This is a genomic window from Chitinophaga sp. W2I13 (assembly GCF_050434005.1).
Classification (GTDB): domain Bacteria; phylum Bacteroidota; class Bacteroidia; order Chitinophagales; family Chitinophagaceae; genus Chitinophaga.
This window is the reverse complement of the sequence record NZ_JBNPWD010000001.1, coordinates 5441732-5465365: the sequence shown is the minus strand read 5'-3', so window position 1 is coordinate 5465365 and position 23634 is coordinate 5441732. Positions and strand designations below refer to the sequence as shown.

The following is a 23634-nucleotide window of genomic DNA, read 5'->3' as shown; positions in this document are numbered from 1 at the left end:
CATTTTACGATTTATTTGCATTTATGGAACGCTTTCAGGGCATCATAGGCATCGTACTTATTCTGGGTATCGCCTTTCTATTTTCTAACAACAGAAGTAAGATCAATTACAGGCTGGTGTTCAGCGGTATTGGCTTACAGGTGTTAATCGGCTTTCTGGTATTTAAGGTGCCCCCTATTACCTGGTTCTTCCAGCGGGTAGGAGATGCAATGGGAAAGCTGGAAGGATTTGCCCGTAAAGGCGCTGCCTTTGTATATGGAGGTATTGGTGTATCGCAGCCCGATGGCACCGGTCTGAAAGACTATGCTGCCGGAGGTTTTGTATTTGCTTTTAACGTAACCGCCACCATCATCCTGGTGTGTGTGCTGGTAGCGGTTTTATATCATTATGGCATTATGCAGCGCGTGGTAGCGGTAATTGCCCGCGCCATTGAATTATGTAATGCGCGTGAGTGGTGCGGAAGCATTGAGCAATGTGGCCAGCGCCTTCGTAGGACAGGTAGAAGCACAGGTGATGATCCGTCCTTATTTATCAAGCATGACCAAAAGCGAAATCCTCGCCTCCATGAGTGGAAGCCTGGCTTGTATTGCCGGCGGCATCCTCGTGGTGTATGTGAATATGGGATTGCAGGCTGGTTTGCATATTGCGCCTTTCCTGATCACCGCCAGCCTCATGGCCGCTCCGGGGGCACTGGTGATTTCGAAGATCGTTTTCCCCGAAACAGAGGAAAGCGTAACGATGGGTCGCGTTAAAATGGAAGTAAAAAGCAATTATACCAACGTAATCGACGCGATTTCACACGGCGCCGGCGATGGTTTTAAAATAGCCATGAACGTGATCGCCATGCTGATCGGGTTTATTGCTTTCATTGCGCTGATCGACTGGGGCCTTATTCATATCGGTCATATCTTCAATCCTAAGTTTGATCTCAGCCTCGACTGGATCTTCGGAAAAGTGTTTATGCCGATGGCCTGGGCAATGGGCGTACCACAGGGAGATGTACAAGGCGTAGCTACCCTGCTCGGACAAAAACTCACCATTAATGAATTTGTGGCTTTTAAAAGTCTCACTGATAAAACAGTACCGGTATTAACCTCCAAAGGGATTGCCATCGTTACAATTGCTATTGCGGGTTTTGCCAATTTCAGCAGCGTAGGCATGCAGATCGGTGGTATCGGTGAGCTGGCCCCCGACAGAAGGGCTGATCTGGCTAAATTGGGGCTGAAAGCCCTGTTGTGTGGAACGCTGGCGTCTTATATGTCGGCCTCTATTGCGGGAATATTGATCTAACGCGGAGTTTGTCTTACTCGCTGATTACGCTGATTTTGCTGATTAGTTTGATTTTTACTTCTGGATTTTTATTTGATTAATAATATTAAGGGAGATAAAAGCGAATATCCGCTTCTATCTCCCTTAATCCTTTATAAATCCAAAAGTAAAAATCAAACTAATCAGCAAAATCAGCGTAATCAGCGAGTAAGACAAACTCCGCGCGCGCTTTATTCCAAACGTTTGATAAGCCCCGCCTGCACAGCCGCCCAGGCTTCACCCTGACCCGCATCTTCCCAGTAATTCTTCATTTCGGAGGCTGCCACAATTTTATTTACAGCGGCGATTGCCTGGTTTCTGAGTGCGCGGGTACCAATAAGGTTCAGCACATCCAGCTGATCCAAAGGATCTTCCGGGAAATCTTCGCTTGGGCGTGCTACCAATGCTGCCACCAGTTCTGCAGCGGCCAACGCCTCTTCGCAATCCGAAATTTCCAGTGTTTCGATGTTGTTGATGACACGCGCTAACGTGTCAGACACCAAACCACCGTCTTTATTATCAATCAGGTCAAAAATCCAATCCTGTGATCCATCATTTTCAAAATTTCTGGTGCCCCATGCGCCCATAGTGTTTACGTTTTTTTATTTTTTTAGAATAAAGAATAAAAGTAATGAACTCTCTTTACAACAACCAAACCAACCGGCTAGTTCAAACTCCTGAAATCAACCGGAACGAGTTTGCTCACTCCCGGTTCCTGCATCGTTACGCCGTAGATCACGTCTACAGCCGCCATCGTTTGCTTGTTATGTGTTACAATAATAAATTGTGAATTATCGGAAAACTTGCGGATCATGTTGGTAAACTTACCCACATTGGCATCATCCAATGGCGCATCTACCTCATCCAGGATACAGAACGGCGCCGGCTTAATCAGGTAAATGGCGAACAGCAATGCGGTCGCTGTCAGTGTTTTCTCTCCACCGGACAGCTGTGTAATCGCCGCCGGCCGCTTGCCTTTTGGCTTCGCGATGATTTCAATACCAGTGTCCGCCAGGTTTTCAGGATCACTCAGGATCATATCGCACTGGTCTTCTTCCGTAAACAGGGCTTTAAATACCCGGATAAAGTTTTCCTTCACCTGGTTAAAGGTATCCAGGAATTTCTGGTTAGCGGTGGACTCTACCTCCTGGATAGTGGCCAGCAGGGAATCTTTCGCATTTACCAGGTCCGTTTTCTGCTCCAGGATAAACTCGTAGCGCTTCTTCATTTCCTGGTAAGCTTCAATGGCCGTGGGGTTGATTTCCCCCATGTTCTCCATGCGCTTTTTCAGTCGCTCTGCACTGCCCGTCAGCTCATCCACCGACAGTTCTGAGTTGCGTTGCTCATCTATAATTTCATCGAGGTTCACTTTAAACTCCACGCTGAGCCTTTCCTTCATGGAGGCCAGTTGCAGCCGCAGTTCATTTACCTTGTCCTTAATGGTATTCAGCTGCTGTTCCAGGTCTTGTTTGGCGCGCTGTTTCGTTCTCAGCGTGGTTTCCAGTTCCTGGAGGTGGTTACGGAAGTTATAGTATTCCTGGTCTTTTTCGTTGAGTGCCTTTTCTTCTTCTTCGCGCTGGCGGAATAATTCCACGAGTCCGTCATCTGCATGGCTCAGTTTATCCATGGCAGCAGCGATGTTGGCCACCGCGTCTTCCAGCTGCGATTTGTTACTGGTGATCTGTATGTGCAGGTCTGCCAGCTGTTTACGCTTAAATTCCAGTTCCTGTTTAAGGGCCTGTACTTTACTTTGCTGACGGGTATGCTGCAGGTTTTGGTTATTAAACTGCACCGTAGCCATATTAAACTGCTGTTCCGCTTCCTGGGCCATCCTGTCGGCATCTGCGATGCTGTCCTGCAGCTCGGTGACCCTTTCGTTCAGGCTTTCCAGTTCGTCTTTCACACCGGAAATGCTTTCCTGGTTGGTTTCCAGGGATTGCTGCATTTCTTCGAGGCGTTTATCGCCGGCTTCAATGAGGTGGTGAAAGTTTTCAATCCTGTTCTGTAAGCCAAACAGCTGATTGCTCAGCTGGTTTACCCTTTCCCGCGCAGCATTGATATTATTTTCATTCAGCTGGCTGTTGTAGCCTAATACTTCGTCGTGTTTGCTTTGCAGCGCCACTTTCAGGCGGCCCACTATTCCTTCGAGATCTTTGATCTCTATTTCCAGCTTTTCCAGGTTTTTGGCCCTTCCCAGCTTTTTACCTTCAAATAATCCTACAGAACCTCCGCTGATGTTGTATTTACCACGATGCATGCGGCCGGATTTTTCCACCAGCAGCATCCTTTCGTCCGCCACCTGGCTGAATTCCAGGCGGGTGAGGTCTTCCCCGATAAATACTTTTCCAAGGAGGTGCTGTCCCAGTCCCCGGTACTTCTCTTCAATTTCCACTACTTCCAGCGCAGGAATGGTGCCTGCCGGCGCCAGCAGCGGGCTGTAATCAGTCCGGAACTGATCGAGGATGAAGAAATTGGCTTTTCCTTTTTTGTTGTTATCGAGCAGCTGGATGGCCTGTACGGCTTCATGTACGTTGTTCACTACATAATAGCTCAGGTAAGGTTCCAGCAGGTTTTCCACGCAGGTGCGGTATTCCTCTTTACAGAAAAATATATCACTCAGGATGGGGGCGTTATTGTTCCAGTCGGGATTCTTTTTGAGGAATTTGATACTCTCCGGGTAGCCTTCGAGGCTGTCGACCAATGACTTGAGCAGGTCGAACTCGTTCTTTTTGGAATCGAGGGTACGGTTTTCGTCTACCAGTTTATCACGCAATCCTTCGATATCGGACTGGGTGGCGAGTATTTTACTTTTGGTTTCTTCCTGGAAACGGACCATGTTTTCCAATTCCGTTTTGCCGCCGGTCAGTGTTTGCTGCAGGGCTTCCTTTTCTGTTTCCAGTTGGGCGATCTGCTGCTGCCGGCTGGTCTTTTCTTCCTGGAGCTGCTGCATGCTGCGTTGCAGGTTCATTACGGAAGTATCGGCAACGGCTACTTTCTTTTCGGCCTCAAATTGCTGACGCTGCCAGCGTTGCTGATCGTTGCGCAGGGTTTCAAGGGCCTGTTTCTTCTGATGGAAGCGTTCTTTCTTTTCCTCCACCATATCGCGGAGGGTGTCCAGTTCGTCTGCCATGGTTTCAAACACTTCCCCTTCTTCTTCTACCTGTTTTTCGGTGAATTCAATAGAAGAAGTAAGTCCCTGCAGTTGTCCTTCTGCATTGTTGAGGAAGTCGCTGATATTTTTTTCCCGCTCGCGCAGATAGGTAAGTTGCTGCGTGGCGAGGTTCTTATCGTTTTCTTTGGTGCGGATGGTGGATACCAGCTCATTAAAAGATTTCTGCATGGTTTGCAGTTCTCTTTCTTTTGCCACAAAATGCAGTTTATCCTGCTCCACGGCCGCTTCTGCGGTGAGGATCTCGGTTTCCAGCGCCAGTTTGCGGTCGCTTTCATTTTGCTGGGTATCCGACAGTTCCTTGAAGGTTACGTTAAAGCCTTCCAGGGCTGCTTTGGCGAGTTCTATGCTGATTTCGCGGTATTCCTTTTTTACTTCGTAGAAGCGTTCCGCCTTACGGGCCTGGCTTTCCAGTGTTTTGAGGTTGTTATTGATTTCAAACAACAGGTCCTCAATACGGTTCAGGTCTCCTTCAGTGGCGTCCAGTTTGGATTTAGCTTCTTTTTTGCGGGTTTTATATATGGAGATGCCTGCCGCCTGTTCCAGCATACGGCGACGGCTGTTTTCCTTGTCTTTGATGATATCGTCTACCATTCCCAATTCGATGATGGCATAGGAATCGGTACTTACGCCCGTGTCCATGAACAGGTTATGGATATCTTTGAGGCGGCAGGCCACATCGTTGAGGCGGTATTCACTGTCGCCGTTCTTATAAAATTTGCGTGTAATCGTCACCGTGGTGAACTCGGTGGGTAGTACGTTCTTGGTGTTTTCAAAAGTGAGACTAACCTCCGCCATACCGCTTGCAGAGCGGCTTTTAGAACCATTGAACACAAGTCCTGCCTGGTTATCAGACCGGAGGTTACTGATTTTGTGCTCGCCGATTACCCAGCGGATGGAGTCGATAATATTACTTTTGCCGCAACCGTTTGGCCCAATTACCCCAGTGATGCCCTCATCAAACTGCAAAACGGTTTTATCTGCAAAACTTTTAAAGCCTTTAATTTCTAGTGTTTTTAAGCGCACGTCGTACTCCGAGGTTTTTTAAGGCGTCAAAGATATAATTTTACCCGAATCAAAAAGTAATTTAAGTGAGATGCAATAATATACAGTAATTATTTATACACAATTACCGGTCATTTGCCCCTGTCCGCAGCACGCAACTAAAGTCTAAAAGACTGGTTATAAATATAGTAAAAAGAACAATTAGAATTTAACTCCCTGTTAGAAAATTACGCGGATGTTGTCTTTCTCAGGATTACACTGATTATACTGATTAACGTGAGATATCTTCTGAACCCTGCATTAAATTAAAGTCAAAAGTAATATATTCATCTTTAAAGGATAAGAAAAAAGATAATCAGTTTAATCAGCGTAATCCTGAGAAAGACAAAATCCGCTTATCTTTGCGCCATCAAAAACCCTTTTACGTTTGCGTACAGAACAGCGGATCAATAATATAAAAAGTTTCCTTTACAGTTATCATTTCAGCAACGGTATGCGTACCACCATCAGCGTGGTAGTGCCTTCACTGGTATGCGCTTACTTTGGCATGCTGGACCTGGGTATCGCTATGTCGATGGGCGCCTTGTGTACGGCCCTCAGCGATGTACCCGGCACCATTGTACACAAGCGGAACGGCCTTATCATTAGCACCATCCTGATTTTTTTTTCCGCGCTGGGCACCGGCCTGCTCATTCCTTACGTAATACCCATGGCCATCTGGATAGCGGTGTGCTGTTTTATGTTTGCCATGCTGCTGGTATATGGTAACCGGGGAGGTAATATTGGTACCGGCTGCCTGCTGGTAGTAGTGTCTATTCTCGGGGAAACCCAGCTCACACCGAAGCTTACCCTCCTCCACTCCTCTATGGTGCTGCTGGGCAGTATCTGGTACGCGGTGCTGGCCCTCATCCTCTGGCAGATCCGACCCTACCTCAATGTGCAGCAGGCACTGGGCGACTGTATCCTGCAAACCGCCCGCTACCTCGAGGTAAGGGCCAACTTCTACACGCCCGGCGTAAATGTCAGCGAAAACTACAAGGCTGTACTGGACCAGCAGGTGATCGTCAACGAAAAACAGGAAAATGTACGCGAACTGCTGCTGAAAAGAAGATCCGCCCAACAGGGCACTACCAGTCTCAATAAAAGCATGGTACTCATTTTCCTGGATATGGTAGATCTCCAGGAACAGATCATGGCCTCTCAAACCGACTATAACGCCCTGCACGCCGATTTTAAAGATCTGGCGATCCTGGAAAAATTCCATGCCCTCATCCTTGAATTCACCCAGGAGCTGAAAAACATCGGGATGGCCGTGGCAGCGGGTCAGCGCTCCCTGCCCAAAACCAACCTGAAGTTTGAGATGGAAAAGGTAAAACAGGCCATTGCCGACATTACCATGAAGCTGCCTACCCTCAAGGAAAGAACCCGTACCATCCCGCTGAGCAACATCCTGCAAAACCTGCAGGACATGGCCCAACGCATTTATAACCTGCATAGGCTTACCCGGCTGGAAAGACTGAAAGACGAATCCATAGATCCAAAACTGGAGCTGTCGAAATTCACTACCCGCCAGAAATACGATTTTGAAACCTTCCGGGATAACCTCACTTTCAAATCACATATCTTCCGGCACGCCATCCGCGTGAGCCTGGCTACCGTATTGGGTTACGGGCTGGGTATTGCCCTTCACCTCGACCGGGTATACTGGATCCTGCTAACCATCGTGGTGATCCTGAAACCAGGCTTCGGGCTTACAAAATCACGCAGCATACAACGTTTAATCGGTACCGTTACCGGCGCCTTATTTGCCGCCGGCCTGCTTTACCTTACGCACAACGATACGGTGATCTTTATAGTCATGCTGATCTGCATCCTGGGCGCCTACAGCTTTATGAGCTTCCAGTATACCGTCAGCGTATTTTTTGTGACGCCGTTTATCATCTTCCTGCTGCATTTCCTTCATCCTTCAGACCTCTACAATGTAACGCAGCGGGTACTGGACACTTTCATTGGCGGAGGCATCGCTTTCTTTGCCAACATGCTGCTGTGGCCTACCTGGGAGCATAACTTCCTCCCGGACTACATGAAAAAGATGATGGAAGCCAACCGGAAATATTTCGAACTGGTGATGCGCGCCTATTCCAATGAAAAGGTATCCATTACAGATTTCAAACTGGCCAGGAAAGATACCTACGTGGCCGCCGCCAATATGATGTCGGCCTTCCAGCGTATGTTATCGGAACCCAAAAGCAAACAAAAGAACGCGTCAGAAGTATATCATTTCGTGGTATTGAATCATACACTCACCTCGCATACCGCCACCCTGGCCGCCTACAGCCTGCATCACGGGGTGCAGTTTCCCCGCCCGGAATACCGCGAAATAACGGATTATCTCCTCCATTATATGGACCAGCTCACCCTGCTCACAGATCCCGCTACCAGCAGCAGCGCCCAACCCTTCCCGCAGGTACATGCCTTCGACCGGCTGGACGCCCACCTGGAAAGCCTCGTACATCTGCGTCAACAGGAAATCAATGAAGGCAAAGGCCCTACACCCACCCGCGACGAAATGCTGGAAACCAAACAGGTGCACGACCAGCTTGTAGCCATCCTCTCCCTCGTAAAAGACATGAGCAAAGCGCTGAAAGCGGAGTGACGCGGATTTTGTCTTTCTCGCTGATTACGCTGATTATACTGATTACTTTGATTTTACTTTTTGGATTTTATAAAGGATTAACAGAGATAGAAGCGGATATTCGCTTTTATCTCCCTTGATTATTATATCTAAAAATCAGAAAAATCCAAAAAGTAAAATCAAAGTAATCAGTATAATCAGCGTAATCAGCGAGAAAGACAAAATCCGCGTTACTCCGCTAAAATGGTAAACTCCGCGGTTACCGGTGTCAGCGCGGCAAGCACGCGGTCGAAGAAGGCGGGGCCTTCCTGGGCGTACCAGGGCAGGAAGTTCTCCTTGCGCTCCTGTAACGAACCGGCAGGAAATAATTTATTCTTAATCTGGCGGATCTGATCTGTTTGCCAGGCGAACTTTTTCTTCTCGGCACGCAGGAACTTATGTTCCAGTTTACCGATCGACTTCAGCGCTTTCTTTCTTTCAGAAGCGGTAGTGGCAATCAGTGTGACATCAATGCTGCGGGCCTTTTCTTCCAGGGAATCAAACAACTGCTCGATGGCCGCATATTCATCTTTCAATACCAGCGAAGCATTGGTGTGTTTCTTCACGTAATCGTTTACGATATCTTCCGTTCCCTTGAAAAGATCGGTGGTGGTGAGTCCCAGCTTATTGATCCGCTGTTGGGAAAGTGTATCAGTCAGCAACAGGGAGTTGCGCAGCAATAAAACAGGGAAAGGCACTTTATAATGCGCAAAAAGCCCTTTCAATTCCAGCCAGTAGGCAATTTCACCGCCCCCGCCAATAAAGGCAATATTGGGCAGGATGGTTTCCTGGAACATTCCCCGTAAAATAACATTGGGACTGAAATTTTCAGGATGTGTTTCCAGGGCTGCTTCCAGCGAAGCGGCGTTGAAAGTCAACGACGTGTGTAATACTTTCCACTGATCGCCGTCCTGAACGATGCGCTCCCGCGATCCTTCCTGTAAATAAAAAAGATTTATTTCGCGTGGATTGGCCTGCACTTTATAATGTTCTCCCAGCTTCGCCAACGTATCGCTGACAATGGCATGCGACGCCTGGTTAAACAATTCGTCCTTTATAACGGGAAGGTATAAACGTTTTAATGCGGCGTTGTCCGGTATCAGCACCACCAGGCCAAAGCGGCCGAATAAGGCATGCACGAGGTACAGCGTGGCTTCCTGGATATTTTCATGTTCCAGGTAGGCCTTTTGCAGGAGGTCTGTCAGTTCGTCGCTGTGAGGTGCATATCCCAGCGTTTTCTTCACTTCAGCGATCAGCGCTTCCAGTCCTTCCGGCTTCATACGCCCTACTGCGCCCTGCTGACTGGTATTCCAGGTGATGGTTTTCCCTTCCAGGTAGATGCTGCCCAGCTCTTCGAGGTCGGCATCTTCACTGCCCATATAATATACCGGTACAAAATTATGTTGCGGGTATTGCTGTTTCAATTCATGACACAGCTTAATGGTTTGCAGGATCTTATAAGCGAAGTAGAGGTAGCCGGTGAAAATATTGGGCTGATGTGCGGTGCACACTGTAAAGGTATTAGGCTGCAACAGGGCGGTGATATTATCCTGTACTGCCTTTACGGGCTCCAGGGAAGTGTATTGCTGTTCCAGTGCGGCTACCAGTGCGGTTCTTGGTGTATCAAAATTTTGACGGGCGGCTATTGCGGCGGCAAAGTCCGGATGTACAGGAGAATAGGTATAAAATGGTCTGATCTGCGGACGTTCTGCTAAAAAATCTGTTACCAGCTGGTTAAAATAACCAGTTTCCCCATAAGGAATATATTCGGGCATATTGAGTTTCGAATTACAAATTACCAATTACAAAACGATGCAGTGCCAACACATCGAAATTTTTGAATGTACGAAGTTAGGTAATTAGTCAATTGGTTGATCAGATTATTGGTTGACCGGTCATCATTCCGGTACACCGGTTTCTTTGGCGCTTGTTTTGACAGCTATGCTGCAAACAACAGGCGCCTTAGTGCGCTAATGTTGGAAAATATACGATTATGAAGATAGCAATACTGGCGCCGATAGCCTGGCGTACGCCTCCAAGGCATTACGGCCCATGGGAACAGATGGCGGCTAACGTGGCGGAAGGCCTGGTAGCCAAAGGAATGGACGTAACGCTCTTTGCCACGGCCGACTCCCTCACTTCCGGTACCCTGGCGGCCATTTGCGCCAAAGGGTATGAGGAAGACCGCGAGGCAGATGCCAAAGTAAATGAGTGTATGCATATCAGTTACCTGATGGAGCAGGCCAGGGATTTCGACATCATCCATAATCACTTCGATTTTCTCCCCCTTACCTACTCCAGGCTGATTAAAACGCCTATGATAACCACTATTCACGGATTTTCCTCTCATAAAATATTACCGGTATACCAGCGGTATAATGATATAGGAAGATATGTGTCTATCAGTAACTCCGACCGCCATCCGTCGCTGAATTACGCAGCCACGGTATATAATGGTATCCGCACGGAAGATTTTGCGTTTGAGCCTACGCCGGACAGCTACCTCTTATATTATGGCAGGATCCATCCGGACAAAGGCACGCATGATGCGGTACAAATCGCCCTTCACTCCCGCCGCAAGCTGATCATAGCCGGGATTATACAGGACGAAGCCTATTTTAATGAAAAGGTAAAGCCCTATATAGATGATGAACAGATCATTTATATCGGCGCGGTAGGCGGGGAAGAACGCAGCCTGCTGCTGGGAAAAGCCAATGCACTGCTGCATCCCATCTTTTTTGATGAACCTTTTGGTTTAAGCGTAGCAGAGGCCATGCTGTGCGGCACGCCCGTTATCGCGTACAACCGCGGCTCCATGCCGGAGCTGATCAATGACCGCAAAACAGGTTTCCTTGTAAATAATTTACACGAGGCCGCCGCCTGTGTGGAAGATCTCACACTGATCAACCGCCAGGATTGCCATCTGCACGCGAAAAATAATTTCAGCGCGGAAATCATGACAGAGAAGTATATCGCCGTATATAACCAATTATAGATAGCCTCGCTACACGCCGTCTTCCTTGATCTGCGTCAGCAGTTTTTCCAGGTTGACGGTGGCGAAGCCGGAAGCATAATCCGACAGGCCGTAGGGAATGATCAGTTCATCGTTGTGGATAATAGAGCCGCAGGAGTACAGTACATTCGGTACATATCCTTCCCGTTCGTCTTTATTGGGCATGAGCAGGGGCTCACGCAGGCGGCCTATTTCCTTTTCAGGATTTTCCAGGTCCAGCAGGCTGGCGCCAATGCAATACGTACGCATGGGACCTACTCCGTGCGTGATCACCAGCCAGCCGTCTTTTGTTTCAATGGGCGAACCGCAGTTGCCCACCTGAACAAATTCCCACGCATATTTAGGCACGTGAAGGATCTGGGGATTTTCCCAGATATTGATTTTATCAGAGTACATAATATACCCATTGATACCATCAATCCGGGAGATCATCGCATATTTGCCGTTGATCTTTCGGGGGAAAAGCGCCAGGTTTTTATTCTGCGCCCCTTCTCCGTAGAGTGGCATGATCTTGAAGTTATAGAAGTCTTTTGTTTGCAGCAGCTTTGGCTGGATGGTAATGCCATCATACGCCGTGTAGGTAGCGTAATAGGTAATGTTCCCGTTTTCGCTGGTGTATTTTACAAAGCGGGCATCTTCAATGCCCCTGCTTTCTGCATCTGAATAAGGAAAAATTACGCGGTCAGACAAGTCGGTATCAAGTGAAAAGTTCAGCTCATAGTAGGAGTCTGCCAGCCATAGTACCCTTTCCAGTCCTTTTTTAAGGAGATGATCTACCTGGAACCGTTGTTGCATTTCCCGGATCACCTTTTTAAGGGCGAGGTATTCAAACTGGTCCGGCAGGGAGTTTTGTATTTCACGCATCACAGAATCCGGCAGCCGGATGGATACCGCATTCTGGAAGAACGTTTGTTTATGGTACATGGAGTTGCGGATAATTTCCGCTTCATCCACATAATTACCGGGTGCTATCAGGGAGATTTCATTGTTTTTGTCGATGATACCGGATCTGAAGGCAATAGAAGATACGTGTCCTTCACCTACTGCGCGAAAGCTCATGATGACGCGCTTTTGTCCTTCTTCCAGCCCGCTCTGGTCCACATCTTCCACGAGGGAAGGGTTGAAGAACGCGGCTGATTCAATGGAGTATTCGTTGGTGAAATAAGAACCGGTGAGCAATTTACGTTTGAGCGAGAGCCCTTCGTACTCGATCTGCAAACCGGGAAACAAATGTCTCAGCCGGTCTGCATGTCGTTCAAATATCCTCGTGATGTTCCTGTGTCGCCGGGAAAATTCCCTCAGTATAGGCATGACCGTTATATCCACCTCGGGGTCGCTCATTGCTGCTACCTGTTGAATGATAGACTTGGCCCGGGCCTCCCCGTTGAAAAAAAACCTGGCTACTACCCTCTTAAGGTCAGGATAAATTTTTGTACTCTTCCGCTCTATGGACAATCGCATGGTTATCTTGTTTGTTAAATACTGAATCCGTCTTCCAGGACCACTCCTTTTTTAACAACAACAATGCCGTCTTTTACTGTATATTTTTCAAAGTCCCCATCAGCTAAGTGTTTTCCGCCATTTATATGTACGCCGTTTCCAATGCGGCAGTTTTTATCAATGATGGCATTACTGATCACGCAGTTCTCTCCTATTCCCATCAACGGGCTTCCTTCTGCACGTGACTTTTCTATTTCGTCGAGTGTCTGGTAGTAATCGCTTCCCATGATATAGGCATTGCTGATTTCGCTGCCTTTACCAATGCGGGTACGGATGCCCACCACTACTCTTTCCAGTTTATCTGCCATAATAATACAACCGTCGGCGATCATTGTTTTCTCCATGTGGCCGGAAATTTTTGTAGGCGGCAGCATGCGGGCACGTGAAAAGATAGTTTGGGATTCATCGAAGAGGTTAAACAAGGGGATTTCATCCGTGAGGCCGATATTGGCTTCAAAGAAAGACTGGATGTTCCCGATATCTGTCCAGTAGCCTTCATATTGATAACTGAAAATCCGGCGTTTGTTTTCGATGGCCTGCGGGATGAGCTGCTTACCAAAATCGGCGGCTTCCGGTTGTGCATTGAGCATATCGAACAGTACCTGCCGGCTGAAGATATAAATGCCCATGCTTGCCAGGTATACGCGTCCTTCTTTCTGCATTTCCTCGCTTACTTCAGACGCCCATGGTGGAAGAACGGCCTGGGAAGGCTTTTCTGTAAAAGACACAATAGCGCCGTTTTCATCTTCCTTTAAAATACCAAAATCAGAAGCATCCCTTGCGCTCACGGGAATAGTAGCGATAGATATTTCCGCGCCCGTGTCGATATGATGTTTGATCATCTTTTTAAAATCCATCTGGTACAGCTGGTCACCGGACAATATGAGTATATATTCAAACTCAAAGTTCTCCATATGATGAAGGCATTGTCTTACGGCATCGGCCGTTCCCTGGTACCATGTGGGATTATCGGGGGTTTGCTCCGCTGCCAGGATATCTACAAACCCCTTATCAAAATTGCTGAAGTGATAAGTGTTTTTAATATGCTTGTTCAGGGAGGCGGAATTGAACTGCGTTAATACAAAGATGCGGTTCAGTTCTGCATTCAAACAATTGGAGATAGGAATATCCACCAGTCTGTATTTACCTGCCAGGGGCACCGCTGGTTTTGAGCGGCGACGGGTAAGCGGATACAGGCGGGTGCCGGCCCCTCCTCCGAGAATAATGGATATTACATCGTTAGTCATAATGGGAATTGGTTTTAGAAAGTCATCACTCAATTATTCTAAGCTATTTCATACTCTTGTACATTTCCAGGTAGCGTAGTGCCGAACTGTCCCAGGAATTATCAATGTTCATGCCTCTTAATCGTACTTCATCCAGGTGCCTGGCATCCTGATACAATTCGATGGCCCGTTTTACGGAATAGCAAACATCCGCAACGCTGGCCTGGTTAAAGCGGATGCCTACGCCATCCTGGTCTCCAAAGTCAATAACCGTGTCTTTCAGTCCGCCGGTGCTGCGTACTACGGGAACGGTTCCATAACGCAGCGCATACATCTGATTGAGGCCGCAGGGCTCCACCCTGGACGGCATCAGCAGGAAGTCACTGCCGGCATATATCTGATGGGATAATGATTCGTCGTAACCAATGTGCACATTGAAGCCATAGCTTACTACTGCACGGGTTTGTTGCAGGGACCATTCAATATGTGGGTCACCGCTCCCCAGTACGAGGAAATTTACTTCCCCCGGCAGTTCATGCAGGGATCTGCCAATTATTTCCGGCAGCAGGTCGGCGCCTTTGTCGCCTACCAGGCGGCCTATAAAAGATATCAGCGGCAGGGAGGCATCCAGCCCGAAGCGTTCGCACAGGTGCTGCTTGTTCGTTTGTTTACCTGCGGTGATAGTATCCAGGTCATAATTACGGGGTAACATCCGGTCGGTAGCCGGGTCCCATACCACATTATCGATACCATTCAGGATGCCCACCATTTTCCCTCTTTCCTGGTTGATAAGCGCTTCCAGGCCGTTGGCATTATAATACAGCTCTTCCAGGTAGCCCGGGGAAACGGTAGTAACGCGCCAGGCGCACTTGATAGCCGATGCGAGGGGATTGATAGCGCCGCCCCAGTCCAGCATACCGGACTTCCATAAATCGAAAGATGGAATGAGGTAGAGTTTATCCCAGCCAAATTGGCCCTGGTACTGTGCATTGTGAATAGTAAGTGCAGTGGGAATACTTTTCAGGCGCTCATATTTATAACCATAGTTGAGCAGGAACGGGATTAGCCCGGTATGATGATCATGGCAATGGATCACATCCGGCTGATGCTGCCATTCGTTGATCCAGTCGAGCACGGCAATCTGGAAGGCCAGGAACCGTTCTGTATCGTTGGGATAGCCGTAAACGCCGGGAGTGTCAAGTAAACCGGGGATATCTACGAGGTAAAGGTCGAAACCCAGCTCATTGCTGCGTTCCTTTATAACGTTAAAGTGGTACCAGTTGTGTCCCAGCCACATGCCGGCCTGGTGTACCACGTCGAATTCGTGGGTGTGGTAATATTTATTCCTGTAGGCCGGTATCACTACTTTGGCAAAGTTGCCAAGCTGGTGCTGGTATTTGGGCAACGCCCCTACCACATCACCTAGTCCACCTACTTTGGCTACCGGGTAACATTCCGCGCTGATGTGTAAAATCTCCATGCTGGTTAGTTGAAATCCTTATTAAGTTAAACTGGAAAAATAAGAAAACAAAAACTTAACCGTGATTTTTTACGATTATTATGAATATCCCCGCTGCGGGGACAGGACCCGTTGTGATAGTTTATATTTGTAACGGCGAATTGTTATGTGTCTCACCTCTAAATGCTGAATGCTCATGGATTTTGGTCGCGTTCCCACGGATATGCTGATGGACATTGATTTTAAGTTGCCCGCAGAACCTGTCTTTAATAAGAAGGTATTGAAAGGTAAACCCGTGAAAAAGCCGCAGGCCTGGCTGGGATGCGCCAAATGGGGGCGAAAGGAATGGATCGGGAAAATATACCCCAAGGGCACCAAGGAGGCTAACTTCCTGGAGGAATATGTAAAACACTTCAACAGCATAGAGCTGAATGCCACGCATTACCAGATCTACGGCCCCGAAACCATTTCCAAATGGGACGCCAAAGCACAGGGAATGGATTTTAAGTTCTGCCCTAAAGTACCGCAGTCGATCAGTCATTTCAGTACCTTAATTAATGCCGGCGCCAAAACCACTTCTTTCCTGGAAGGGGTATTGGCCTTTGGTAAACACCTGGGACCCATCTTTTTACAATTGAGTGATAAATTTGGCCCGGCCAAACGGGAAAACCTATACGAATACCTCGCCTCCCTGCCCACCGACCTGCAGTTTTTCGTGGAACTACGCCATAAGGAATGGTTTGAAGACGAGGCCGTGCGGCTGGAATTGTACGAAAAGCTCAACGAACTCAATGTAGGCCTCATTATTACCGATACCGCCGGCAGACGCGATGTGGCACATATGCACCTCACCATCCCGAAAGTATTTATCCGGCTTGTAGGCAACAGCCTGCATCCAACGGATTATACCCGCATCGACGACTGGGCCAACCGCATCAAATACTGGCTGGACAACGGTTTGAAGGAGGTTTATTTCTTCATGCACATGCACGATGAAGCCACCTCGCCCGAGCTGGCCGTGTACCTGGCAGACAAACTGGAAGCCGTTTGCGGGATAGACGTAAAAAAGCCCCGATTTGTAAAAGAATAGCGCTTTTTTTTACGAATACATTACAAGGGATGAAAAAGACGGACTGAAATATTAATTTCGCCCTCTCAAAACAGGTTTTTTACCATGATGCGCGACAAGCTAGAGCAATTAGCCGGGAAACTGGAAGGCACGCTTTATACAGATGATACAATGCGGACACTTTATGCCACCGATGCGTCGGCATACCGTGAAATGCCGCTGGCAGTAGCTATTCCGCAGCATATCGACGATCTTAAGACACTGATCAGTTTTGCGCGTGAAAATAAAACATCCCTCATACCACGCACTGCCGGCACTTCGCTGGCCGGCCAGGTAGTGGGCAACGGGATCATTACAGATGTTTCCCGCACTTTCACCAAAATACTGGAATTTAATAAAGAAGAAGGATGGGTACGGGTAGAGCCGGGCGTTATCCGTGACGAACTGAACATGTTCCTCAAACCGCACGGATTTTACTTTGGCCCTGAAACCTCCACCGCCAACCGCGCCATGATAGGTGGTATGGTGGGCAACAACTCCTGTGGCTCCAACTCCGTAGTATATGGCAGCACCCGCGAACACCTGCTGGAAGTAAAAGCCCTCCTGAGCAACGGAGAAGAAGTAACCTTTGGCAGCCTCGACGCAGAAAGCTTCCACCAGAAATGCGAAGGACCCGATACGCTAGAAACCCGTATCTATAAGCAGATACGTACCAGTCTTAGTAACTACAGCTACCAGGAGGAAATCCGGAAAGAATTCCCGAAAAAAAGTATTCCCCGCCGCAATACCGGCTATGCGGTAGACATGCTGCTGGAAACAAATCCCTTCACCGCCGGCACGGAAGACTTTAACTTCTGTAAACTCATCGCCGGTTCAGAAGGTACCCTGGCATTTCTCACGGAAATAAAACTGCATGTAGACCCGCTTCCTCCAAAGGAAACAGGCCTGCTCTGCATACATTTTAATAATATCGATGAATCCCTGCGGGCCAACATCCTGGTAATGGAATACAAACCCAGCGCCAGTGAACTCATTGACCACTACATCCTGGAATGCACCAAGGATAACATCGAACAAAGCAAGAACCGTTTCTTTGTGCAGGGGGATCCCGGCGCTATCCTGGTGGTGGAGTTTTGCCGCAATACCCGCGAAGAAATCATTGAAATTACCGGCCGCCTGGAAGCCACGCTGCGCGCAGCAGGACTGGGATATCATTTCCCGCTGTTATTCGGCGACGACAGTAAAAAGATCTGGGCGCTCCGTAAAGCAGGTCTGGGTTTACTCAGCAACCTCCCCGGCGATGAAAAGGCCGTACCCGTGATTGAAGATACCGCCGTTGCCGTGGAAGACCTCCCGGACTTTATCCGCGACTTCAACGATATCCTGGCGCAATACAAATTATACGCGGTGCACTACGCACATGCCGGCAGCGGTGAAATCCACCTCCGTCCCATCATCAACCTGAAAACGGAAGAAGGAAATTTACTGTTCCGTAAAATCGCAGAAGAAATAGCCACCCTCGTAAAGAAATATAATGGCTCCCTCAGCGGGGAACATGGCGACGGCAGGCTCAGAGGCGAATTTATTAAACAGATGGTGGGCAACAAAAACTATGAACTGCTCCGCCAGATCAAATATACCTGGGACCCGGAAAACATTTTCAATCCCAACAAAATCGTAGACACGCCATCCATGAACACGATGCTGCGCTACGAACCCGGACAAAAAGCACCGGAACTGAAAACCATTTTCCATTTCCCGGATCAAACCATGCTGCAACATGCAGAGCAATGCAACGGCTCCGGCGATTGCCGTAAAACGCAGCTCAGCGGCGGCACCATGTGCCCCAGCTACATGGCTACCCGCAATGAAAAGGATACCACCCGCGCCAGGGCTAACATCCTGCGCGAGTTCCTCACCAACAGCACCAAAGAAAACCGCTTCGACCATAAAGAAATTTATGACGTACTGGATCTTTGCCTGGCCTGCAAGGGGTGCAAGTCCGAATGCCCATCCAACGTGGATATGGCTAAGCTGAAAATGGAATTCCTGCAGCATTATTACGACGCCAACGGCGTTCCGTTGCGTGCCAATATGATCGGCAACTTCACCAAACTAACTTCACTGGCGGCTATTGCTCCCGGCGTTTATAATGCGATGATCAATAACTCCTTCACCGGTGGCATCATCCGTAAGTTCTCCGGCTTTGCGGCCAAACGCTCGCTGCCCGGCCTGCACAGCACTACCTTACGGAAATGGTTCCACGAAAAATGGCCGAAGGAAAAACAAGGCGCTGCCGGTAATAAAAAAGTATATCTTTTCTGTGACGAGTTCACCAACTATAACGATACCACCATCGGTATCAAAGCCGTACAACTCCTGCACCGCCTGGGTTACGACGTACAAATGATTGAACATCCTGAAAGCGCCCGCGCGTATATGTCGAAAGGATTACTGCGCAAAGCACGCGAATATGCCGACCGTAATGTTCGTATATTCAGCAACGTTATTAATGAAAATGTACCACTGCTCGGCATAGAACCTTCTGCTATCCTCAGTTTCCGCGATGAATACCCGGATCTTGTAAGTGAAGGGCTCCGCGAACAGGCGAAAGCGCTGGCTAAAAATGTATTCCTGATAGACGAATTCATTGCAGCAGAAGCAGACAAAGGTCATATCACCGCCCAACAGTTTACCGCCAATAAACAACATATCAAATTGCATGGCCATTGCCAGCAGAAGGCGTTATCGTCTGCCCTGCACAGCAAAAAAATGCTTTCTTTACCACAAAATTATTCAGTAGAAGTAATCCCTTCCGGCTGCTGCGGTATGGCCGGTTCCTTCGGTTACGAAAAAGAACACTACGACCTGAGCATGCAAATCGGCGAAATGGTGTTATTCCCCGCCGTCCGCAATGCGGCGCAGGGCACCATTATAGCCGCACCAGGCACCAGCTGCCGCCACCAGGTGAAAGATGGCACGGGTGTGAAAGCGCTGCATCCTGTGGAGATATTGTACAACAGTTTGGCCTAACGCGAATTTTGTCTTGGCTCAGGATTACGCTGATTTTACTGATTACCTGGATTTTTACTTTTGGATTTTTTTAGATTTTTTTGATTTTATTTAAATAATAATTATGGGAGATAAAAGCGAATATATCCGCTTCTATCTCCCATAATCCTTTATAAAATCAAAAAAGTAAAAATCCAGGTAATCAGTAAAATCAGCGTAATCCTGAGCCAAGACAAAATCCGCGTTATACCCGTCCCACGTAGAGTTTCGTTTCGTAGTGGAATTTCACCATCCCCTGCTCTTTGTATTTTCCAAAGAGGTCTTCGAGTGCGCGCATCATGGGGATATGCGACGGGTGGTCCTGTTCGGGGACGTAGGAGGAGGAGAGTAATCTTCCTTTGAGGGCGGGGAAATCGAATAGCTGGGCGTTCTGAAATACTTTTTCCTGCATGGTGCCGGGCTGAAAAAAGCCGGCTAACTGCGACGCCCCAACGTTTCTGTGCTGCATATCTTTATAGTCGGTGCCGTATTGATGGAGGAGTTTTTCATAACCTTTTTCAAACGGCAGGTCGGCCTGGCGTACATTCCACATCAATACTACCTTTGTATTTTCGCGGCCGATGCGGCGGAATTCTGCGGCGGTGGCCTGCTGATCAAACCAATGAAAAGCGGTGCCGGCCACCACCAGGTCTACGGAGGCATCCGGGAGGGTGGTATGTTCTGCGCTGCCGTTAACGGCGGTGAAGTTCGGATACCGGTTCAGCAATCTTTCAGCGGCCTCCCGCATATCTTTGTTGGGTTCCACGGCATATACCTTGTTACCATTGTCGAGGAATGGCTGCGCAGAAATGCCGGTACCCGCACCGATGTCGGCCACAATAGTATGACGTGTTAAGCCGGTTTCGGCTTCGAGATAAGGAATAATGGCCACAGGATAATGTGGCCGGTATTTGATATAGTTATCTACGCGGGTGCTGAAGCGTTCAGTATTTTTCATCGTAATGAAGTTAGGGTTATTCTCCTAATCCTTTTGGCTTTTTCTCTTCATTACCATGGGCTTCGAGGTCTGCCAGTTTCTTTTTACCGTAAGATACTTTCGTGATCAGCACGTACAAAACGGGTACGGTAAAAATTCCCAATAAGGTGGCAGCAAGCATCCCTCCCACTACGGTAAAGCCTATATTGACACGGGAAGCCGCGCCGGCACCCTGTGCCAAACACAATGGCAACACCCCTAATATGAAGGCAAAGGAAGTCATCAGGATTGGACGTAAACGCAGTTTTACGGCCTCCAGTGTGGCGTCTAACAATGGCATGCCCCTGTCTACACGCTCTTTACAGAACTCTACGATCAGGATGGCATTTTTTGCCGCCAAACCGATCAGCGTGATCAAACCAATCTGGGAGTATACGCTATTGGATTGTTTCGTTAACGACAGCGCCAGGATAGACCCGAACAACGCGATTGGCACAGCCAGCAATACGGAGAACGGCACCGACCAGCTCTCATACAACGCGGTAAGCAACAGGAATACAAACAGGATAGACAATCCAAAGATGAGCACACTACTGTTACCTGCTTCAATTTCCTGCAGGGATACGTTCGCCCATTCGAAGGAGAAGTTCTCCGGCAGCACCTGTGCAGCCACTTCTTTCAGTGCATTGATACCATCCCCGCTACTGTAACCTGGTTTGGTATCACCATTGATTTCAACGGACCGGTACAGGTTAAAGTGGTTGATTACCGGGGCACCGGATGCTTTTTTGGTGGTGATCAGTGCGCTGAGCGGCACCATCTGCCCTGTAACATTGCGGACATAATAAGTATTCAGGTTATTGATGCTGGTACGGTAGGTAGAATCTGCCTGCAGTACTACGCGGAAGCTCCTGCTGAATTTGGTGAAGTCGTTTACATACAACCCTCCGAGGAAAGTTTGCAATGCATTGAACACATCGCTGACGGCTACACCGAGTTGTTTACATTTATCTCGGTCCACCTCCACGTTGAATTGCGGAGTATTGGCGCTGAAGAAAGCGTATGCCCTCGCTATTTCCGGCCGCTGGTTAGCGGCCATCAGGAACTGTCCCATTACCTGCAGGAACTGGTTGATATCGGGATTCGTCCGCTGCTCCAGCATAAAGGAGAACCCACCGGTATTACCTAATCCACGCAGTGTGGGTGAAGGGATACAGATGATATTGGCCCCGATGATACGACTGGTCGCCATTTGAATTCTCCCCAATACAGTATTCATGTTATCTCCATGCTTGTATCGCTCATCCCAGGGGCGGAGGCTCACGAAGAAGGTGCCGGAGTTAGGCTTGGTGGCATTTGCCACGAAGTTGATCCCTGTTATACCAAAAAAGTGCAGCACGGCACTGTCTTTCAGCAGGATATCGCTGATTTGCGCCACTACTTCTTTTGTTCGCTGGGAAGAAGATGCTTCCGGCAGCTCCAGTGCGATGAACATGGCGCCCATATCTTCCTGGGGAACAAAGGTGGTGGGTGTTTTCTTAAAGAGATAGAATGCCGCAGCAAACAGTACTGCCATAATCACCAGTACTGCCGGCGTTTTACGGATGCTGAACATCACGCCTTTACCATAGCGGTTAGTAAATCTTTCAAACCATTGGTTAAACTTGAAGAAGAGCTTATTCAGTCCTGTCGACTTCTGCGTAAGATGCGCGGGCCTCAAGAGAATAGCCGTGAGTGCAGGCGTTAACGTTAGTGCCAGGAATGCCGATAACAACACCGAGAAGGCGATGGTTAAGGCAAACTGCTGGTATAGCCGTCCGCTTACACCGGGAATAAAGGCTACCGGCACAAACACCGCTGCCAGGATGAGGGCGATGGCAATTACCGGGCCCTGTACTTCCGACATCGCTTTGAAAGTGGCTTCACGCGGCGACATCAGGTTGGCATCGATATGATGCTGCACGGCCTCCACTACCACAATGGCATCATCCACCACAATACCGATAGCCAGTACAAAACCGAACAGCGTGAGGGTATTGATGGAGAAGCCCAGCAACTGGAAAAATATAAAGGTACCTATCAGTGAAATCGGGATTACCAGGATGGGGATGATGGTAGCCCGCCAGTTCTGCAGGAATACAAATACCACGATCACCACCAGTATCAGGGCTTCCACAAAGGTTTCTATTACTTCTTCGATAGAAATTTTAACGAAAGAGGTAGATTCAAACGGCACCAGCCATTTCACATCTTCCGGGAAACGTTTGGACATTTCCTCCATTTTGGCCATTACCAGGTCGTTTACGTCCAGTGCATTTGCACCGGGCGCCAGGTAAATAGCCATACCACTGCCGGTTTTACCATCTGCTTTTGCTTCGATGGCATAGGTAAAGGAGCCGAGGTCGATCCTGGCTACATCACGGAGGCGAACAAGGCTACCATTCTGGCTGGTAGCTACTACCACGTTGCCAAATTCTTCGGTGGTAGCCAAACGGCCTTTTACACTCACCGTATATTCAAAAGCCTGCGTACTGCGCATAGGCGCGGCGCCTACACTACCGGCCGGCACCTGCTGGTTCTGTTCTGTGATGGCCCGGGCAATATCGCCGGCGGTTAATCCAAGGGCGGCCATTTTATCCGGGTTCAGCCAGATGCGCATACTATAATCCTGGGAAAAGGCATTTACGTCACCTACGCCGGATACACGGGCCAGCTCCGGTTTCAGGTAAATGTTCAGGTAGTTATCGAGGAATTCGCGCGAGTGTTTTCCTTTGGGAGAATTCAGCGCGATTACCATCAACATATCATTGGAACGTTTCTTAACGGTTACCCCTACACGACGTACTTCATCGGGGGTACTTGGCAGCGCGAGACTTACCCGGTTCTGCACATCCAGGGTAGCGATATCCGGGTTGGTGCCCAGTTTAAAGCTGACGGTAATACTCATGGAGCCATCGTTTGCACTTACGGATTGTATGTACATGGCGCCTGGTGTACCATTCACCTGGTTTTCTATGGGGGTGGTCACTGTTTCCTCTACCGTTGTGGAGTTGGCTCCCACATAGTTGGCCCTTACATCCGTTACCGGCGGTGCAATATCCGGCAGCTGTGCAATCGGGAGGTTAAACATACAGATGAGCCCTACAATCACAATAATGATAGCAATTACGATCGTAGTATTCTTTCGCTCTATAAATGTTTTTGAGATCATACTGTGATGGTG

The 23634-nt window shown here is 48.5% G+C and carries 14 protein-coding genes; 6 read left to right on the top strand and 8 right to left on the bottom strand.

The genetic code is table 11. The annotated features are described in order from the left end of the window. Window positions 1-23: 23 nt before the first annotated feature. Window positions 24-752: a Na+ dependent nucleoside transporter N-terminal domain-containing protein gene (locus QFZ48_RS22560; RefSeq protein ID WP_429063717.1), complete on the top strand. Its 729-nt coding sequence runs from the start codon at window positions 24-26 to the stop codon at window positions 750-752. Further along, window positions 673-1290, top strand: coding sequence for a nucleoside transporter C-terminal domain-containing protein (locus tag QFZ48_RS22555; RefSeq protein WP_429065530.1), 618 nt, complete (start codon window positions 673-675; stop codon window positions 1288-1290). The genes QFZ48_RS22560 and QFZ48_RS22555 overlap by 80 nt, the downstream gene beginning before the upstream one ends. A 209-nt stretch (window positions 1291-1499) precedes the next feature. Here QFZ48_RS22555 and QFZ48_RS22550 read toward each other — a convergent pair whose 3' ends face one another. Both QFZ48_RS22550 and smc read right to left on the bottom strand, forming a co-directional pair. Beyond that, window positions 1500-1895, bottom strand: coding sequence for a DUF4259 domain-containing protein (locus QFZ48_RS22550; RefSeq protein ID WP_370913189.1), 396 nt, complete (start codon window positions 1893-1895; stop codon window positions 1500-1502). A 77-nt stretch (window positions 1896-1972) separates the two neighbouring features. Then, window positions 1973-5503, bottom strand: coding sequence for a chromosome segregation protein SMC (smc, locus tag QFZ48_RS22545; protein WP_429049480.1), 3531 nt, complete (start codon window positions 5501-5503; stop codon window positions 1973-1975). A 406-nt stretch (window positions 5504-5909) separates the two neighbouring features. Here smc and QFZ48_RS22540 point away from each other — a divergent pair, with 406 nt between their 5' ends. Continuing rightward, window positions 5910-8138 (top strand): FUSC family membrane protein, encoded by a 2229-nt coding sequence (locus QFZ48_RS22540; RefSeq protein WP_429063715.1) that lies wholly within the window; start codon window positions 5910-5912, stop codon window positions 8136-8138. Between the two features lie 209 nt (window positions 8139-8347). Here QFZ48_RS22540 and bshC read toward each other — a convergent pair whose 3' ends face one another. Next, window positions 8348-9931, bottom strand: a complete 1584-nt coding sequence (gene bshC, locus QFZ48_RS22535) for a bacillithiol biosynthesis cysteine-adding enzyme BshC (protein ID WP_429063713.1) — start codon at window positions 9929-9931, stop codon at window positions 8348-8350. Between the two features lie 218 nt (window positions 9932-10149). Between bshC and QFZ48_RS22530 the strand changes: the two genes are divergently transcribed. Continuing rightward, window positions 10150-11151 carry a glycosyltransferase family 4 protein gene (locus QFZ48_RS22530; RefSeq protein ID WP_429049486.1) on the top strand — a complete coding sequence of 334 codons (1002 nt, stop codon included), beginning with the start codon at window positions 10150-10152 and terminating at the stop codon, window positions 11149-11151. A gap of 9 nt (window positions 11152-11160) precedes the next feature. Here the strand turns inward: QFZ48_RS22530 and QFZ48_RS22525 are convergent, their stop codons facing one another. The 3 genes from QFZ48_RS22525 to QFZ48_RS22515 are packed head-to-tail and all read right to left on the bottom strand — an operon-like array spanning window position 11161 to window position 15375. Then, window positions 11161-12630: a glycoside hydrolase family 130 protein gene (locus tag QFZ48_RS22525; protein WP_370913184.1), complete on the bottom strand. Its 1470-nt coding sequence runs from the start codon at window positions 12628-12630 to the stop codon at window positions 11161-11163. Window positions 12631-12644: 14 nt separating this feature from the next. Next, complete coding sequence (locus QFZ48_RS22520) at window positions 12645-13916, bottom strand: glucose-1-phosphate adenylyltransferase (protein ID WP_429049488.1); 1272 nt, start codon at window positions 13914-13916, stop codon at window positions 12645-12647. A 43-nt stretch (window positions 13917-13959) separates the two neighbouring features. Beyond that, window positions 13960-15375: a glycogen synthase gene (locus tag QFZ48_RS22515; RefSeq protein WP_429063711.1), complete on the bottom strand. Its 1416-nt coding sequence runs from the start codon at window positions 15373-15375 to the stop codon at window positions 13960-13962. Window positions 15376-15550: 175 nt separating this feature from the next. Here QFZ48_RS22515 and QFZ48_RS22510 point away from each other — a divergent pair, with 175 nt between their 5' ends. After that, window positions 15551-16444, top strand: a complete 894-nt coding sequence (locus QFZ48_RS22510) for a DUF72 domain-containing protein (RefSeq protein ID WP_429063709.1) — start codon at window positions 15551-15553, stop codon at window positions 16442-16444. Window positions 16445-16531: 87 nt separating this feature from the next. Then, window positions 16532-19456, top strand: coding sequence for an FAD-binding and (Fe-S)-binding domain-containing protein (locus tag QFZ48_RS22505; protein WP_429049494.1), 2925 nt, complete (start codon window positions 16532-16534; stop codon window positions 19454-19456). Between the two features lie 223 nt (window positions 19457-19679). On the opposite strand, the gene QFZ48_RS22500 is transcribed toward QFZ48_RS22505, so the two are convergent. Then, the gene (locus QFZ48_RS22500) at window positions 19680-20432 is read right to left on the bottom strand and encodes a class I SAM-dependent methyltransferase (protein WP_429049496.1); all 753 of its coding nucleotides are present in this window, start codon (window positions 20430-20432) and stop codon (window positions 19680-19682) included. 16 nt (window positions 20433-20448) lie between these two features. Next, window positions 20449-23622: an efflux RND transporter permease subunit gene (locus QFZ48_RS22495; protein WP_429049498.1), complete on the bottom strand. Its 3174-nt coding sequence runs from the start codon at window positions 23620-23622 to the stop codon at window positions 20449-20451. Window positions 23623-23634: the final 12 nt, after the last annotated feature.